Source organism: Streptomyces sp. NPDC048383, assembly GCF_040651775.1.
In the GTDB taxonomy this organism is placed as follows: Bacteria; Actinomycetota; Actinomycetes; order Streptomycetales; family Streptomycetaceae; genus Streptomyces.
The window spans coordinates 124,198-138,679 of record NZ_JBEZKS010000002.1 but is presented as its reverse complement, the minus strand read 5'-3'; the positions used below and the strand labels follow the sequence as shown (position 1 = coordinate 138,679).

The following is a 14,482-nucleotide window of genomic DNA, read 5'->3' as shown; positions in this document are numbered from 1 at the left end:
TCAGAACCTCTCCGGGAACAGGAGGGCGAGGATCAGGTATCCCAGCAGGGAGACGGCGACGGCGAGGCCGACGAAGTTTTCCACGGTCACAGCTTCGTCACCCCCTTGGCGATGAGGGCCACCAGCGCGAAGACCGCGATCGTGGTGGCGACGAAGGCCGGATCGGCCATCGTGAGCTCCTGGATGAAGTGATGAAATGGAATGGGCCTGTGTGGCCGAAGACGAGCAAACCGCGAGCTCAGCCGGGTGTTGAGCCACCTTGACGGGCTCCATACGGGGGTACCGGAACTCTTGACGCGGCCCTGACGCGACAGCCGGCCGGGCGGAGTCGAAGGGGCAGCTCAGTGCCCGACGTCCCGGCTGCGGAAGTCGGCCAGGGTCTCCCGGCGGACCAGCGGCCGGGCCCTGCCGTCCCCGACGGCGACCACCGGGGGACGGCCGACCATGTTGTAGCCGGACGCCATCGACAGCTGGTACGCGCCCGCCATCGGTACGGCGAGCAGGTCACTCGGGTCGACGTCGCGCGGCGGCGACCGCTCCGCTCCGGCGCGGCTTTGGAGATCCACCACCACGGCGGCACCCGAAACGGTCACGAGGACGATGCCGACGTTCGCGGTCCGGCCGATGCGCTCGCCGAGGATCAGCAGCCCCACCAGGGCCCCGTGTCGATGTGACACGGGTCACAGGGTCTGGTCGATGAGTTCTCCGCGCGGGCCGGGTCAACCCTGGGACCGCACCGACAGCGACAGCGAAGGACACGACGCCATGACCGACACCGTGAAGGGCCCCGCCTCCTACTTCCCCTCCATCGAGAAGAAGTACGGCCGCCCGGTGGCCGAGTGGAAGGCGCTCATCGGCGCGTCCCCGCTCACCCGACACATGGAACTCGTCTCCTGGCTCAAGACGGAGCACGGCCTGGGCCACGGCCACGCCAACGCCCTCGTCGCGCACACCCTGGCCGAAGCCGACGGAAAGTGACGCGGCGCCTCCCGTCGGCGGCACCGCCGGCGACCGTCAGGGGCATTGGAGTGGCGCCGGTACGGCCGATGGCGTGGCTTCCGCGCCCGCCGGAACGCCTTCCTAAGGTCGGCGGGTGACGGGGGCCGGTCGCAACAGGTGGGTGAGTCGTGGAACGCATGACGGCACGAGCACGAGCACGAGCAGGAGCAGGAGCAGGAGCACGAGCGGGTACGCGCGGACGGCTTACGGCCGGTACCCGCCCTACGGCGACGTGGACACGGACCCGGCGGCTGGCGGCCGTGACCGGCCTGCTGATGCTCTGCGCCCTGCCGACCGCACCCGCCGGCGCGACGGACGCGGTCGACGGACGCTCCCCGGCAGGTCCGCCGCTGTACGTCAGCGACTACGGCAACAACCGGGTCGTCACCCTGCCGGTGGACGGGGGCGAGCAGATGACCGTACCCCTCGACGGGCTGGTGCGCCCGACCGGCCTAGCCTGGGACGCGGCCGGCGCGCTCTACGTCTCCGACACCGGGAACAACCGGGTGGTGACACTGCCCCCGAACGGTGGCGGGCAGGTCACCGTGCCCACCGTCGACCTGTCCCGCCCGCTCGGCCTCGCCGTCGACGCCGCCGGGAGCCTCTACATCGCGGACAGCTTCAACGACCGGGTGGTGAAGGTGCCCGCCGGCGGCGGCCCCCAGACGACCGTCCCCACCAGTGGCCTGCTGCACCCCTGGGGCCTGGCGCTGGAGCCCGACGGTGACCTGTACGTCTCCGACTTCGTCAACGACCGCGTCGTGAAGGTCGCCGCGGACGGCAGCGGCCAGACCACGGTGCCCACGGTCGGTCTGTCCCAGCCGACCGGCCTCGCGCTCAACGCGGCGGGCGATCTCTACGTCTCCGACAGCGGCAACAACCGCGTGGTGAAGGTGTCCGCGGCCGACGGGCAGCAGAGCACGGTTCCCGTCACCGGCCTGAGCGATCCGCTGGGCCTCGCGCTCGACGGCTCCGGCGGCCTCTACGTGGCCGACGGCTTCGACAACCGGGTCGTCCGCGTACGGGAGACGGGCGGCGGCCAGGTCACCCTCGCCTCCGACGGGCTCAACACGCCGACCGGCCTCGCCTTCCCGCCGAGGAAGCCCCGGCCGGGCGCGGACGGTGCGCGGGGCACGGTGGACAAGGGGCTCTCGAAGCTCCGCTGACCCGTCTCCGCACCGCGGGGCACCCGGGCCGGTACCGAACGTCCGGTCAACGGGCCGGGCGGCCCCCCTCGCGAACCGCGTCGGGGGCGTCCGGAAGCCGCACCGTGACGAGGAGTCCCCCGGACGGCCGGGGGACCAGGTCGAGGGTTCCGCCGTGGGTGCGGACGATGCTGTGCACGAGGGCGAGACCGAGGCCGACACCGGCGTGCTCGTCGGTGCGCACGCGTTCGGCTCCCCGTCGGAAGGGCTCGGTGAGGGTCGGGACCACGTCGGCCGGCACCGGACGGCCGGTGTTCTCGACCCGCAACACGCTCGCGTCGTGCTCCGTCCCGGTGTGGACCGTCACGGAGCCGCCTGCGGGCAGATTGTGGACGACGGCGTTCTGCACGAGGTTCGTCACCATGCGCAGCAGCAGTTCCGCGGAGCCGGGCGTCCGGGTCGCTCCACCGGTGACGTCGAGCGTGATGCCGCGCTGTTCGGCGAGGGGGAGCACGGTTTCGGCGGCCTCCTCGGCGACGAGGGAAAGGTCGACGCTCTCGCGGGCGAAGTTCCCGCGGTCGCTGCGGCTGAGCAGCAGGAGGGCCTCGATGAGGTCGATCGCGCGCGTGTTGACCACCTGCAGGCGTGCGAGCAGCGCGTCCCGGTCCCGGGTGGGATCCCGGCGGGCGACGTCGAGCAGCGTCCGGGAGACGGCCAGCGGGGTGCGCAGTTCGTGCGAGGCGTTCGCGGCGAACCGCCGCTGCTCGGCGTCGTGCGACTCCAGCTGTTCGAGCATCGCGTCGAACGTGTCGGCGAGTTCACGGAACTCGTCCAGGCGGCCCTCCATGCGGACCCGGTGGGACAGTGACCCGGAGCCGGCCGTCCGGGCCGCGGCCGTGATCCGGTGGAGCGGCGCGAGCATCCGTCCGGCGAGTACCCACCCCCCGACGAGACCGAACACGAGCAGGAAGGCCATCGCCACGGCCGCCGCGGGCGCGAAGGTGCGCACGAGGAGGTACCGGTTGGGCGAGATCCCGAGCAGGCCCTTGGTGTTGTCGGGTACGTACCGCAGCAGGAACACCCACACCACGGCCAGCAGGAGGGCCCCGGCGACGGCGAGGAACCCGGCATAGCTGAGGGTGAGCTTCAGCCGAGCACTGGGCCCCGGTCGCCTAGGCATCCGTACCGTCGGGGCCGGTGATGTCGTGGTCGGCCGCGATGCGGTAGCCGACGCCGGGCGCCGTGGCGATGGCCCATGGTTCGCCGAGCCGTTTGCGCAGGGCGGAGACGGTGATGCGGACGGCGTTGGTGAAGGGGTCGGCGTTCTCGTCCCAGGCCCGCTCCAGCAGTTCCTCCGTACTGACGACACCCCCCTCGGCGGCGACGAGCACGTCGAGCACGGCGAACTGTTTGCGGGTGAGCGCGACGTACCGTCCGTCGCGGAAGACCTCCCGGCGGAAGGGGTCGAGCCGCAGGCCCGCGATCTCGCGCACCGGGGGACGGGCGTACGCGCGCCTGCGGTCGAGCGCCCGCAGCCGCAGGACGAGCTCCCGCAGCTCGAACGGTTTGGTGAGGTAGTCGTCGGCGCCGAGCCCGAACCCGGACGCCTTGTCGTCGATCCGGTCGGCAGCGGTGAGCATCAGGATCGGGATGCCGCTGCCGGAGGCGACGATGCGCCGCGCGACCTCGTCGCCGGAGGGGCCGGGTATGTCGCGGTCGAGGATCGCGAGGTCGTAGGAGTGGACGCCGAGCAGTTCCAGGGCGGAGTCGCCGTCGCCGGCGATGTCGGCGGCGATCGCCTCCAGCCGCAGGCCGTCACGGACGGCCTCGGCGAGGTACGGCTCGTCCTCCACGATCAGTACGCGCATGCCCGCCACCCTAGGTGGTCGCCCCCGCCCGGGTGCGCCACCAGCGGCGTGACGCCAGCCCGGCGAGGACGGCGCCGACGGCGTTGACCAGTACGTCGTCCACGGAGGACACGCGGTCCAACCGCAGGACGTACTGCGCGGTCTCGACCACCACCGAGCAGCCCGCCCCGAGGGCGAGCAGTCGCGGTACGGACGCGACGGCCGCGCACCGCATCGGGGCGAAGAACCCCAACGCCGCGAAGACCAGCAGGTTCCCGGCGATGCCGAGCGGCCCCATCGTGACCAGGTCCAGCAGCGGCACCAAACTCACCCGACCGGGGACGACGCCCGCGCCGGCGCCCGGCATCAGGATCATCCAGACGAACGGCACCGTCCCGTGGACCGTCCCCACCTCGGCCAGCGACGTCCGCCACGCCGCCGTGATCCCGGCGGCGCGCCGCCGGCGGGCCAGCGCCCACACCAGCAGCAGGGACAGCGGCAACGTGAGCAGGGTCATGAACACAACACCGTTGAAGGTGTCGAAGCAGCCGTGCCACCGACCGGACAGGCACCTCGGGGCGGACATCAGGAGCATTCGCCGCATCAGGAACGCGGCGCCGACCACACCGAGGAACGCCAGGCCGAGGAACACGAACCCGCGCCGGCGGCGGGGAGGCGCGGACAGGGACAGGGACACGTCGTGGGTCATGGGCCCATGGGACACGAGGGGTCGTTGCCCGGGCGTATGCGGTTTTCGATACACCCGCGATACACGGCCGCCGCGTGCGCCGAGGACGCACCGCCGGCGACCTTCAGCCGCGCCCGGTCAGAACGTCCACCGGGTGTGGCTGTACACCCCGTCGTCGCGGCCGAAGCCGTACGCCGCGGTCGGCGCCACCGCGAACACCACGGCGTTCCCCGTGCGGAACGCGTCCCCGATGCCGTGGAAGGTCCCCTCGGGGGAGGTGATGTGCGCACCGTACTTCGCCTCGTACGCCGCGATCACCTCCTCGAGCGCCGCCGGATCCGAAACCGGCTCCGCCATCCCCTCGATGACCAGGTCGAGCCCCTCGGAGAGGGAGTTCCCGCCGGTGGTCACCGCGCAGTGGCCGTCGTGGGCGAGGTTCCTCGCCTTCTGTTCCCCCGGACCGGTCGAGAAGTACAGCACTCCCTCGTGCCAGGCGGCGATGACGGGGGTGACGTGCAGGCGGCCGTCGGGCCGCACCGTGGACACCCAGAAGATCTCGGCGGCGGCCAACTGCCGCCGCGCCCGCTCCCAGTCGGTGGCGGTGACGTCCTCCGCGCCCGGGCGGGGGTTGAGAGCCGAGCTGTAGCGCGCGTCGAGTTCGGTGGTGCGGGGGGTGGTGGGTCCTTGATCCGGCATGGCGGGCTCCTTCCTCACCCCATGGTCGACCGACCGTCCCCGCGGCGGCCACCGACACGCCCGCGCCCGCCCTCCTCGCGGACCGTCCGCCGCTCCGATCCGCATGCCCGCGCCGACCGACTCGCGGGTAGGTTGGACGCGTGATCGATTTTCTGCGGGACACCCCGGTCGAAGGCCGCCTCGACGTCGTCTGGCACGCGGGGTGGCCCTCGCCCCGGCATGACCCGGCGCCGGAGATCCAGGTCCACGCGTACACCGAGCACACGGTGATCCTGCGCCAGAACAAGTCCGTGCACTACGAGGCTCCGTTCCTGTTCCTCCTCTTCGGCAATGACCGCGCCCTGCTCCTGGACACGGGCGCCTCCGCCGAAGCCGCCCACTTCCCGCTGCGGGCAACGGTCGACACCCTCGTGGCGGACTGGTTGGCCCGCCACCCGCGGCCCGGATACGGCCTGCTGGTCGCCCACACCCACGGGCACGGCGACCACACCGCGGCGGACGGCCAGTTCGCGGACCGGCCGCTCACCACGGTCGTGGGCGCGGGCCTGGACGAGGTCACGTCGTCCTTCGCGCTGGTGGACTGGCCGCACCGGACCGGGGAGCTCGATCTGGGCGGCCGGATCCTCGACCTGCTGCCCGGCCCCGGCCACCAGGAGGCCGGACTGGTCTTCCACGACCGGCACACCGGGCTGCTACTGACCGGCGACTCCGTCTACCCGGGCCGGCTCTACATCGAGGACCGGGCGGCGTACTCGGCCACCGTCGACCGGCTGTTGGACTTCTGCGCGACCCGCCCCGTCCGCCACGTCCTCGGCTGTCACATCGAGATGACCACCAGGCCGGGCGAGGACTACCCGCGCGGCACCACGCACCAGCCGGACGAGCCCCCGCTCCAGCTCACCACCGGCCACCTGCACGCGCTGCGCCGGGCCCTCGACGAGACGGCGGACGGCCGGGGCGCCCACCCGTACGACGAGTTCGTCCTCGTCTACCGGGACTGACGGGACCGGCCGGCGGGCCCGGCCGCCACGCGGTCCGCCTCCGGTGCCGGTTCGGTCGCGTCCCTGTCGGCCGGCCTCCCCCCGGTCGATGCCGGCGCGGCCGGGCCCTCGTACACACCGGGACGATCCGTCCAGAACGCGCCGGACACCGCGCGCCGGGCCAGCATCACCACGGTGCCGACGAGGCTCAGGCCGAGGGCGATGACCAAGGGCGGCCCGAGGCCGAACCAGGACGTCCCGCCGGCCGAGTTGGCCGGGTCCGCCATGTCGGCGACCGCTTCGACGAGCAGCCAGATCAGCATCACCGCGCCGATGACGGGACCGGCGCCGATGAACAGGAACTCGCGTACTCCCGCCGTCAGCCGGCGCCGGTGGTAGACGGCGCAGGCGATGCCGGTGAGGGCGTAGTAGAAGGCGATGAGCAGGGAGAGCGCCGTCAGGGAGCCGGCGAGGGCGTTCTCGCTGATCCGGTGGATGAGCAGGTACCAGACGGTGGCCGTGCCGGCGACCCACCACGTGCTGACGGCGGGGGTGCGGTAGCGGCCGTGGATCCGACCGAACCGGCTGGGCAGGGCGTGCCTGCGCGCCATGGACAGCGCGGTACGGGAAGCCGGGATGATCGTCGTCTGGGTGGAGGCGAGCGCCGAGGTCGCCACGGCGAGGAGGACGACCCAGTCCCAGCCGCCGAGGACCTCCCGGGCCAGCGAGGCGAACACGGCCTCCTCGTCGTCGGCGTGCGCGCTCAGATAGGCGGTGCCCGCGAAGGCGACGACGGCGAACGCCACCGAGACGTACGTGGCCAGCAGCACCACCGTCGACCAGATGCCGGCCCTGCCCGGGGTGGAGGAGGGATCCGTCGTCTCCTCGGAGAGGTTGACGGCCGACTCCCAACCCCAGTACACGAACACGCCGAGCAGCAGCCCGCCCGTCAGCGCCGTGCCCCCGGCCCCGAACGGGTTGAGCCAGCCGGCGGCGGGACGTACCGCGTCGAGGGAGCCGGTACCGGAGAAGACCTTGTGGAGGGCGACGGCCGCGAAGACGAACAGGCAGACGGTCTGCAACAGGACGAGGACGTTCTGCAGACGCGCCGCGGTCTGGGTGTCCCGTACGCACAGCGCGGCCATCGCCACGATCAGCAGCACGGTCAGCGACTGGCGGACCAGGGTGTTCGCGGCCCAACCGTCGAGTCCGACGGCCAACAGGCCGAAGTGCACGGCCACGTCCGCCAGCGAACCCACCACCAGGACGCCGGTCATCGTGATCGCCCAGCCGCCGAGCCAACCGGCCGTCGGCCCCAGGGCGCGGGTCACCCACGAGAAGGTCGTGCCGCAGTCCGGATCGGCCCGGTTCAGGTAGTAGAAGGCGGAGGCGATGAGCACCATCGGCACGAATGAGGCGAGCATCACCCCGGGAGCGTGGACGCCGACCAGGGCGACGATCGGTCCGATGACGGCGGCCAGTGAGTACGCCGGCGAGGTGGCGTTGAGCCCGATGGCGAGGGCGTCGACGAAACCGATCGCATCGGGTCTGAGCGTGGCGGCCGGCGTCCGCGGGGTGTCTTCGACCATGGTCCCTCACTGTGCGGTGTGAACGGGGCGTGAATGCGACGAGGAAACCCGTGTCCCGTACAGGGGGTCAATGGTGTTGGCATAAGCGAGCCCCGGCTCAGCGCGCGGGCAGGTCGCCCAGTTCGCGCGCGGCGCTGTCCAGGAGCATCTCCAGCGCGACCGGGTAGGCGCTGTGCGGCATCCGGGCGGCCAGCAGCCCGACGGTGGCCGCGATGTTCGGGTACGCGTCGGCGGGCAACCGGGCGTACGTCGACTCCCAGCGCTCCTCGTCCGCCTCGCGGGCTTTCGCCGTCAGCGCGAACGGGCCGGCGTCGAGCGCCGCGAAGGCCAGGCACTGGTCGATGTAGGCGTGGTAGATCCGTACGGCGTCGTCGTCGGGGAACCCCGCGCCGCGCAGGCTGCCGAGGATCGCCTCGTCGGCGGCGATCTCCCGCGGCCGACCGGTCACCCGGCTCGCGGTCAGCAGCGCGGCCTGCGGATGCGCGAGGTACGCGCCGTGGATGCGGAGCCCCAGGGCGCGCAGGTCCTCACGCCACCGCCCGGTCGGCACCCACCCGGAGAGCGCCCGGCCGATCAGCTCCTCGCCCATGGCCAGGGTCAGGCCGTCCATGCCGTCGAAGTACCGGTACAGGGTGCTGGGGTCCGCGCCCAGGGCGGCGCCGAGCCGCCGGGCCGACAGCCCCGCGCTGCCGTGCTCGCGCACCATCCGCAGGGCGGTTTCGACGATCAACCGCTCGGAGAGCACCGTCCCCTGCCGGGTCGGACGCCGCCGCCTGCGCGCGTCCTCCGGGATCACGTCCTTCGCCATCGCCCGCCCTCTCCGTCGTTTTCCCTACGGCCGCGCGCCACGCCGCGGGCGCCCGGCCGAGCTTATGCCAACACCATTGACCTTAGCTCGTGGCGGCGGGTTCCATCAGACCCCGAGGCACACGCCTCACAGAGAAAGGACCTCGCCATGCGTGTTCTGCTCGTGGGTGCCGGCGGTGTCGGCAGTGCGATCACCCGGATCGCCGCCCGCCGCGACTTCTTCGACCACTTCGTCGTCGCCGACTACGACCTCGGCCGCGCGCAGGCCGCCGTCGCGGCCCTCGGGGACGCGGAACAGCGCTTCAGCGCCTGCCGCGTCGACGCCTCCGACGAGGCGGCGGTCACCCGACTGCTGACCGAGCACGGGTGCGACGTCCTGATGAACGCGACCGACCCGCGCTTCGTGATGCCCCTGTTCAACGCGGCGCTGGCGGCGGGCAGTCACTACCTCGACATGGCCATGTCCCTCTCCCGCCCGCACCCCGAACACCCGCACGGCGAGTGCGGGGTGAAGCTCGGCGACGAGCAGTTCGAACGGGCCGAGGAATGGGAGAAGTCGGGCCGGCTGGCGCTCGTCGGCATGGGCGTCGAGCCGGGACTCTCCGACGTCTTCGCCCGCTACGCGGCCGACGAACTCTTCGACGAGATCGAGGAGATCGGCATCCGTGACGGGGCGAACCTGGCCGTCGAGGGCTACGACTTCGCCCCGTCCTTCAACATCTGGACGACGATCGAGGAGTGCCTGAACCCGCCCGTGGTGTACGAGCGCGAGCGCGGCTGGTTCACCACCGAGCCGTTCAGCGAGCCGGAGGTCTTCGACTTCCCGGAGGGCATCGGTCCCGTCGAGTGCGTCAACGTCGAGCACGAGGAGGTCCTCCTCATCCCGCGCTGGGTGGGGGCGCGTCGGGTCACCTTCAAGTACGGCCTGGGCGACGACTTCATCGGCAAGCTGAAGACGCTCCACGCCCTGGGCCTGGACTCCACCGAGCCGGTCACCGTCCGCGGCGAGCACGGCCCGGTCCGGGTCTCGCCCCGCGACGTGGTCGCGGCCTGCCTGCCCGACCCGGCCGGTCTCGGCGACCGGATGACCGGCAAGACCTGCGCGGGCACCTGGGTCAAGGGCACCAAGGACGGCCTGCCGCGCGAGGTCTACCTCTACCACGTGGTCGACAACCAGTGGTCCATGCGCGAGTACGGCTCCCAGGCCGTCGTCTGGCAGACCGCCGTCAACCCGGTGGTGGCCATGGAACTCCTGGCCGGCGGCGTGTGGTCCGGGTCGGGCGTCCTCGGCCCCGAAGCGCTGCCGCCCCGACCCTTCCTCGACCTGCTCACCGCGTACGGCTCGCCCTGGGGCCTGCGCGACCAGGCCGCCGCGACCCCGGCGGCGCCGGGCCGGTGAGTCGGGCGTAAGGATCTCGTCGTCGTTTCCCTGTGGCGACGCCGTCCGCCCACCCCGTTGAATGGGGGAAACGATCAGTGGGTTCGGCAGGGGAGCGGCAATGGTGAACGGCAAGCGGCGCGGACGGTTCTTCATCGCGGGACTGGTGACGGCCCTGGTGCTGTTGGGCGTGGGCGTGTACTGGTTCCAGCCGTGGAAGCTCTGGCAGGACGACCGCGTGGACGAGGCCCTGCCGACGGCCATGAAGCCCGCACCGTCCGCGCCCGCCCCACCGTCGGGCGCCGCCGCCCCCGCCGCCCCGCCGCTGCGGACCGTGGCCCGGGGTGACCTGATCAGCCACGAGCACACCACCACGGGCACGGCGAAGCTCATCCGCCTCGCGGACGGTTCGCACACGCTCCGGCTGGAGAACCTCGACACCAGCAACGGGCCGGACCTGCGCGTGTGGCTGACGGACGCCCCGGTCAAGGAGGGCACGGCGGGCTGGCGCGTCTTCGACGACGGCAAGCACGTCAGCCTCGGCAAGCTGAAGGGCAACAAGGGCGACCAGAACTACGAGGTACCGCCCGACCTCGACCTGTCCGCGTACAGCAGCGTCGCCATTTGGTGCGACCGCTTCGACGTCTCCTTCGGCGCGGCGGAACTGACCCGGGCCTGAGGACTGCGGTTGCGGAGGAGCCGTGGGGGCGACAGCGTGGAGCCGCAGGCAACCCATCCCAGCCGTTGCGAGGAGTCGCCGTCATGGGCGGTATGCAGGACAAGCGTCAGGAGCCCGGCAAGGGCCGCGAGGAGCAGCAGCAGGAGCGCACCGGGCGACCCGGGCGGGAGCGCACGGACCGCCCCGAGCAGGACCCCGTTCACCCCGGCACGAGCGCGGTGAAGGCCCGGGGGAAGAGCCCCGAGGAGCTCAAGTACCCCCGCCAGGACGAGAACCCGCGCGAGCGGGACGAGGACGAGAGGCGCGACGGGGAATCCTGACCCCGCACATGGGCCCGTACCGTCGTGCCGTACCGGCGAAGCAGTCATCGGCACGGCACGACGGCGTTCGGGGACCGCTACCCGGTCGCCGGGGCGCCCGGGGTGAAGGTCACCGGCAGGCTCTGGGGGCCGCGCAGGCCGCCCGGCCGCCAGGGGATCTCGTCCGGCGGTACCGCGAGGGCGAGGCCGGGGAGCCGGCGCAGCACCGTACCGATCGCGATCTGGCCCTCCAGTCGGGCCAGGGGGGCGCCCAGGCAGTAGTGGATGCCGTGCCCGAACGCGAGGTGGGCGTTGTCCTGTCGGGTGATGTCCAGGCGCTCGGGATCCGGGAAGCGCGCCGGGTCGCGGTCGGCGAGGGCCGAGCCGATCAGTACGGTCGCGCCGCGCGGCACGCTCACGCCCGCGATCTCGACGTCCTCCCGCGCGAACCGGGCGATGCCGGGGCTGACCGGGCCGTCGTAGCGCAGGAACTCCTCGACCGCGTCCGGCAGCAGGGACGGATCCGAGCGCAGCAGGTCGAGCTGGTCGGGGTGGGCGAGCAGGGTGGAGATGCCGCCGCCGATCAGGTTGACCGTGGTGACGTAGCCCGCGGCGAGCAGCAGGAACACCATCGCGACCAGCTCGTCCTCGGTGAGCCGCTGTTCCTCGTCCCGGGCCGCCACGAGGTCGCTGAGCAGGTCGTCGGCCGGGCGGGCCCGCTTGTCCCGGATGAGTTCGGTGACGTAGGCGCGCATGTGCAGCCACGCCTCGTTCACCACGGCGGGATCCGGCGGCCCCGCACCCCGCATGATCAGGCGATCGGTCCAGTGCTGGAAGTCGTGGCGGTCGTCCACCGGCACCCCCAGCAGTTCACTGATCACCGTGACCGGGAGCGGCAGCGCGAAGTCCGCGACGAGGTCGGCGCGGCCGGTCGGTACGACCGCGTCCAGCAGCCGGTCGGTGAGGGCCTGGATCCGCGGCCGCATCCCGGCCACGCGACGGGCGGTGAACGCCTTGGAGACCAGGCGGCGCAGGCGCGTGTGGTCCGGCGGATCGCTGCGGAGCATGTTGCTCAGCATCGACTCGCGCTCGGTGCCGGGCAGCTGCCGCAGCAGCCGGGTGTCGGCGGCGTCGCGTACGTCGCTGCTGAGGCGGGGGTCGGACAGGGCCGCCAGGCCGTCCTCGTAGCGGGTGACGAGCCACGCCTCCAGGCCGCCCGCGATGACGGTCCGGCGCACGGGGCCGTCCTCACGCAGTTGCCGGTACAGCGGGAACGGGTCCGCGACGAAAGCCGGGTCGGCGTAGGGCAGGTGGACCGGCCGCTCAGTCATGGTGCCTCCCAGGGTGTCTTCCACGGATCAGCGGGTGCGTCGGTTCGGCGGGCGCCGGGCAGCGGGCGTGCCGGCTCAGCGGAGCGACTCCTTCGGGGGACGCTCGCGCAGGGCCCCGTAGGCGAGGAAGTACGCCGGGACCCGGTTCAGCCACCGGGAGTCGGTGATCAGATCGGTCATCCGCCGGGCCCGCCGGGGGTCACCGAACGCGGTGCGGCCGGCCAGCAACGGCTCGATGACCTGCCGGTGGGCCATGCGCTGGAGCCCCTGGGTGACCACCGTGGTGGGCAGCCGGCGCTGCTGTACGCGGCGCACGTCCCGGAGCCCCACGGCGCCCTCCCGCAGCGGCCGTACGAGATGGCGGGCGGCGGCGACGGCGTCCTGGACGGCGAGGTTGATGCCGATGCCGAAGACCGGCGACATGGCGTGGGCGGCGTCACCGATGCACAGCAACCCGGGTCGGTGCCAGCGCCGCAGCCGCTCCAGCCGGACGTCGAGCAGTTTGACCTCGTCCCAGGACGTGAGGGCGTGGGCCCGGTCCGCGAGCCAGGGGGCCGCCTGCGCGAACCGGGCGTTGAACCGCTCCAGGCCCTCGGCGCGCCGCGCGACATCGGTCCCCTTGGGAATCAGCGCCGCGCACTGCCAGTAGTCGCCGCGGTCGATGAGCGCGGTGAAGAACCGGTCTCCCACGCCCCCCACCAGCCCGCTGGGATCGTCCTCGTGGCGCGGCAGGCGGAACCACCAGGCGTCCATGGGGCACGGAAAGCGCTCCAGCCCCAGTTCCGGCAGCGCCCTGGCCAACGAACCGCGGCCGTCGCAGGCCACCGTCAGATGGGCCCGGATCTCGCCGGCTCCGCCGTCCGCGGTCCGGTACCGCACGCCCACGACGCGTCCGCCCTCCATCAGGAAGGACGTCGCCCCGGTGTTCATGCGCAGCCGGAAGGAGGGCTCGCGGCGTGCCTCGTCGGCGAGGAGGGCGAGCAGGTCCCACTGCGGCACCATCGCGATGTAGTTGTACGGGCCCGGCAGCGCCCCGATGTTCCCGACCGTGACGAGCGAGCCGTCCGGGCCGAGGGGCAGCTGGACGGAGGTCACCCGGCGCTGCGGCAGCCGGGCGAACCGTTCCGCGAGACCGATGTCGTCCAGCAGCGACAGGGTGGAGGGGTGCACGGTGTCGCCGCGGAAGTCGCGCAGGAAGTCCCCGTGCTTCTCCAGTACGGTCACCTCCACCCCCGCCCGCGCCAGCAGCAGGGCCAGCACCATCCCGGCCGGTCCGCCTCCCACCACGCAGCACGTCGTGCGTTCCACGGCCATCACTCCCTCCGCGGGACCGGGCGGGCCCCACAGGACATATACCGCAATCGGGGCTACTGGGCCCGTAAGGCGGTGGGGCCGGGCGGCCCGGTGCCGTGCCCGACCGCACCCAGGAGGCAGCAGGCCGCCCCGGTACGGAACCGAGGCGTGCCGGGGTGGGGCGTGGGTAGGCGCCGGGCATCCCGGGCTCTCGGAGCCACCCGCGTCAGCGCGGGGCGCGTCGCCGAGGGTGCGGGGAACGGACGTGGCCGTCGAGATGAGGAGGACCCATGTCCGCACACATCCCGGACCCGGAGCCGTCGGACCCGGCGTCGTCGGATCCGGCCGTGGGGCCCGCGTCCCCCCTGCCCACCGCTGGTGGGGTGCCGCCGGGAGAGACCCCGCCGGGGGAGTCCAGCACCGGCTCGGGGGCGGGTCCGTACCGGCCGCTCACCCGCGGCTGGGGCATGGGGCCGCTCGTGGTGATCTGCCTGCTGGCGTTCGCCTGCGCCCTGTTCTTCCTGGCCTACGCGGTCTTCCTGGACCTCTGAGCAGCGTCGTCCGCCGCGTCCGAGCCCGAGACCCCCGGTTCGCCACAGGTCCGGGACGGATGAAGCCCGTGCCGCGTACCCGATCGCGGCGGACCCCGGCATATGTTTCATGAGCACCCGGAGCCCGTGAGCCCCGGAGCATCCCCGCCATGCCCGCCATCCCGGACTCCCCCCGCTGCCGCCTCGGAACGAAAGGGCAA

General features: G+C 72.7%; 16 protein-coding genes and 1 pseudogene. 7 read left to right on the top strand and 10 right to left on the bottom strand.

Annotated elements, in window-relative coordinates; translation table 11 throughout:
• Together kdpF and AB0D46_RS03520 are read right to left on the bottom strand one after the other, a co-directional pair.
• Positions 1-90 (bottom strand): K(+)-transporting ATPase subunit F, encoded by a 90-nt coding sequence (kdpF, locus tag AB0D46_RS03525; RefSeq protein ID WP_362875595.1) that lies wholly within the window; start codon positions 88-90, stop codon positions 1-3.
• A gap of 251 nt (positions 91-341) precedes the next feature.
• Positions 342-527: pseudogene (locus AB0D46_RS03520) on the bottom strand (diaminopimelate decarboxylase); the annotation flags it as partial.
• Positions 528-765: 238 nt separating this feature from the next.
• Here AB0D46_RS03520 and AB0D46_RS03515 point away from each other — a divergent pair.
• Positions 766-978, top strand: coding sequence for a DUF4287 domain-containing protein (locus tag AB0D46_RS03515; RefSeq protein ID WP_362875594.1), 213 nt, complete (start codon positions 766-768; stop codon positions 976-978).
• Positions 979-1,259: 281 nt separating this feature from the next.
• Positions 1,260-2,165 carry a hypothetical protein gene (locus AB0D46_RS03510; RefSeq protein ID WP_362875593.1) on the top strand — a complete coding sequence of 302 codons (906 nt, stop codon included), beginning with the start codon at positions 1,260-1,262 and terminating at the stop codon, positions 2,163-2,165.
• A 46-nt stretch (positions 2,166-2,211) separates the two neighbouring features.
• Here the strand turns inward: AB0D46_RS03510 and AB0D46_RS03505 are convergent, their stop codons facing one another.
• The 4 genes from AB0D46_RS03505 to AB0D46_RS03490 all read right to left on the bottom strand — a co-directional run bounded on the left by AB0D46_RS03505 (position 2,212) and on the right by AB0D46_RS03490 (position 5,375).
• Positions 2,212-3,324: a HAMP domain-containing sensor histidine kinase gene (locus AB0D46_RS03505; RefSeq protein ID WP_362875592.1), complete on the bottom strand. Its 1,113-nt coding sequence runs from the start codon at positions 3,322-3,324 to the stop codon at positions 2,212-2,214.
• Entirely contained in the window at positions 3,317-4,012 is a 696-nt protein-coding gene (locus tag AB0D46_RS03500) for a response regulator transcription factor (RefSeq protein ID WP_362875591.1), read from the bottom strand. The genes AB0D46_RS03505 and AB0D46_RS03500 overlap by 8 nt, the downstream gene beginning before the upstream one ends.
• 10 nt (positions 4,013-4,022) lie before the next feature.
• Positions 4,023-4,700: a VanZ family protein gene (locus tag AB0D46_RS03495; protein WP_362875590.1), complete on the bottom strand. Its 678-nt coding sequence runs from the start codon at positions 4,698-4,700 to the stop codon at positions 4,023-4,025.
• 117 nt (positions 4,701-4,817) lie between these two features.
• On the bottom strand, positions 4,818-5,375 hold the full coding sequence (locus AB0D46_RS03490; protein WP_362875589.1) for a pyridoxamine 5'-phosphate oxidase family protein: 558 nt from the start codon (positions 5,373-5,375) through the stop codon (positions 4,818-4,820).
• 140 nt (positions 5,376-5,515) lie between these two features.
• On the opposite strand from AB0D46_RS03490, the gene AB0D46_RS03485 reads away from it, so the two are divergent.
• Complete coding sequence (locus AB0D46_RS03485) at positions 5,516-6,376, top strand: MBL fold metallo-hydrolase (protein WP_362875588.1); 861 nt, start codon at positions 5,516-5,518, stop codon at positions 6,374-6,376.
• Here the strand turns inward: AB0D46_RS03485 and AB0D46_RS03480 are convergent.
• Together AB0D46_RS03480 and AB0D46_RS03475 are read right to left on the bottom strand one after the other, a co-directional pair.
• A complete protein-coding gene (locus tag AB0D46_RS03480) occupies positions 6,364-7,944 on the bottom strand; it encodes an APC family permease (protein WP_362875587.1) in 1,581 nt (526 codons plus the stop codon). The genes AB0D46_RS03485 and AB0D46_RS03480 overlap by 13 nt on opposite strands.
• 97 nt (positions 7,945-8,041) lie before the next feature.
• Positions 8,042-8,752 (bottom strand): TetR/AcrR family transcriptional regulator, encoded by a 711-nt coding sequence (locus tag AB0D46_RS03475; protein ID WP_362875586.1) that lies wholly within the window; start codon positions 8,750-8,752, stop codon positions 8,042-8,044.
• A gap of 147 nt (positions 8,753-8,899) precedes the next feature.
• Here AB0D46_RS03475 and AB0D46_RS03470 point away from each other — a divergent pair, with 147 nt between their 5' ends.
• From AB0D46_RS03470 to AB0D46_RS03460, 3 genes are all read left to right on the top strand, one after another.
• A complete protein-coding gene (locus AB0D46_RS03470; RefSeq protein ID WP_362875585.1) occupies positions 8,900-10,150 on the top strand; it encodes a saccharopine dehydrogenase C-terminal domain-containing protein in 1,251 nt (416 codons plus the stop codon).
• Between the two features lie 100 nt (positions 10,151-10,250).
• The gene (locus AB0D46_RS03465; RefSeq protein ID WP_362875584.1) at positions 10,251-10,808 is read left to right on the top strand and encodes a DM13 domain-containing protein; all 558 of its coding nucleotides are present in this window, start codon (positions 10,251-10,253) and stop codon (positions 10,806-10,808) included.
• Between the two features lie 83 nt (positions 10,809-10,891).
• On the top strand, positions 10,892-11,128 hold the full coding sequence (locus tag AB0D46_RS03460; protein WP_362875583.1) for a hypothetical protein: 237 nt from the start codon (positions 10,892-10,894) through the stop codon (positions 11,126-11,128).
• Between the two features lie 77 nt (positions 11,129-11,205).
• On the opposite strand, the gene AB0D46_RS03455 is transcribed toward AB0D46_RS03460, so the two are convergent.
• Together AB0D46_RS03455 and AB0D46_RS03450 are read right to left on the bottom strand one after the other, a co-directional pair.
• Complete coding sequence (locus AB0D46_RS03455; RefSeq protein WP_362875582.1) at positions 11,206-12,438, bottom strand: cytochrome P450; 1,233 nt, start codon at positions 12,436-12,438, stop codon at positions 11,206-11,208.
• A 75-nt stretch (positions 12,439-12,513) separates the two neighbouring features.
• A complete protein-coding gene (locus tag AB0D46_RS03450) occupies positions 12,514-13,752 on the bottom strand; it encodes an FAD-dependent oxidoreductase (protein ID WP_362875581.1) in 1,239 nt (412 codons plus the stop codon).
• A gap of 269 nt (positions 13,753-14,021) precedes the next feature.
• On the opposite strand from AB0D46_RS03450, the gene AB0D46_RS03445 reads away from it, so the two are divergent.
• Positions 14,022-14,282, top strand: a complete 261-nt coding sequence (locus AB0D46_RS03445; RefSeq protein WP_362875580.1) for a DUF6480 family protein — start codon at positions 14,022-14,024, stop codon at positions 14,280-14,282.
• Positions 14,283-14,482 lie beyond the last annotated feature (200 nt).